This is a genomic window from Kitasatospora sp. NPDC093558 (assembly GCF_040683475.1).
In the GTDB taxonomy this organism is placed as follows: domain Bacteria; phylum Actinomycetota; class Actinomycetes; order Streptomycetales; family Streptomycetaceae; genus Kitasatospora.
Window position 1 is genome coordinate 1 of the sequence record NZ_JBFBDY010001170.1, and the last position, 1,404, is coordinate 1,404.

Here is a 1,404-nt window from a genome sequence, read left to right on the forward strand (position 1 = left end):
GGGCGCGTTGCCGTCGTCGATGGCCAGCAGGGTGGTGTCGGTGGTGACGGTGGTGCGCCGCCCGAGCGCCTTGACGAGGGCGGGGGCGTGGCCGTAGACGCTGGAGCCGAGGGCCCGTTCGGTGAACATCCCGGTGGTGAGGACGGCGGCCAGCGCGTGTTCGTCCCGGTAGGGCGTCAGGTTGAACACGGCGGCGAAGAACTCCGGCACCTGGGTGCGCGGGGTGGCGGGCGGGCCGAGGACGACGGCCGGGTCCACCCGGCGGCCGGCGAAGTCCACCGCGCCGCCGTGCACGATCCGCTCGCGGTGGCGGGCCAGGAACAGCGCCGCCTCCTCCAGGGCACCTTCGTAGAACAGCGGGCCGTAGTCGGCGTCCGGCTCGGTGTAGGAGCCGTAGCGCAGGCCCTTGAGCTCGGTGACGAGGGCGTCCACGAAGGGGGTCAGCAGGCTCTCGTGCACGCACAGCAGGTCGGGGCCGAGGCAGTCCTGACCGGAGTTCAGCAGCCGGATCTCCACGGCGTCGCGGGCGGCCCTCGCCACGTCGGCGCCGGGCGCGATGACGAAGGGGTTGACGCCGGAGCCGAGGAACAGGAACAGCTGCCCGGGGGAGAGTTGGGCGCGGACCTGCTCGGCGTTGCGGTAGGCGCCGGTGAAGACCACGACGTCGGCGCGTGCGGCCTCCTCCTCGACGAACTCCCGCTGGCTGGTGGTGGCCAGCTCCACCGGCAGGCCGTGCACCGGCGCCAGCATCGCGTGCAGGCTGGCCATCTGGTCCTTGACCTGACTGGAGGGCCGGAACACCAGGTCCCGGGTGAAGAGCGAGGGGACGAGGAGGTAGAGGACGTAGGAGTAGAGGATCAGGTTGGACGGCATGAAGACCGCCGAGCGGCCGACCGCGGGGGGCCGGTGACGGGCCACCTCGCCCTCCGCGCCGTCCAGCGTCGCCAGGGCCGCCTCCAGCTCGTACCCGGCGGCTCGGTGGGTGGAGATCTCGCACAGCAGAGCGCGCACGTGCTCGGCGTTGTCGGCCAGGAAGTCGCGGACCCGGCGCAGCGCCGCGGGCCGGGCGGGGACGGGGGTCATGCATCCCTCCTCGATGTCGGGAAGTCCATGATGAGTCAGAGTCAAGTAAATGTCATTACTTGTCAAGTAGAGTCATGGACTCTCGGGCCGGTGTTGGCGTCGGCGTCGGCGTTGGACGGCGCAAGGCGGTGTCGGGTGGCGTCGGACGGCGCCGGGGGGTGCTGGGCGGCGCCGGACCCGGTGCCCATTGCCCGGAGGGCCGTGGATCGCCAGCAGGCCCCGACGACCAGCAGGTAGGCGCCGGCGAGCCCCACGATCGTCCAGCGCAGCCCCAGCGTCTCCAGGGCCACGACCGCCAGTGCTGCGCCCAGCGGGACCGCG

At 72.4% G+C, this 1,404-nt stretch carries 1 protein-coding gene and 1 pseudogene; both read right to left on the reverse strand.

Annotation, left to right across the window (positions count from 1 at the left end; all coding sequences use genetic code 11):
• Positions 1-1,083 (reverse strand): aldehyde dehydrogenase family protein (locus AB0O00_RS39480; protein WP_363659495.1); only part of this gene is annotated, 1,083 nt, incomplete at its 3' end.
• A gap of 62 nt (positions 1,084-1,145) precedes the next feature.
• Positions 1,146-1,404: pseudogene (locus AB0O00_RS39485) on the reverse strand (hypothetical protein); the annotation flags it as partial.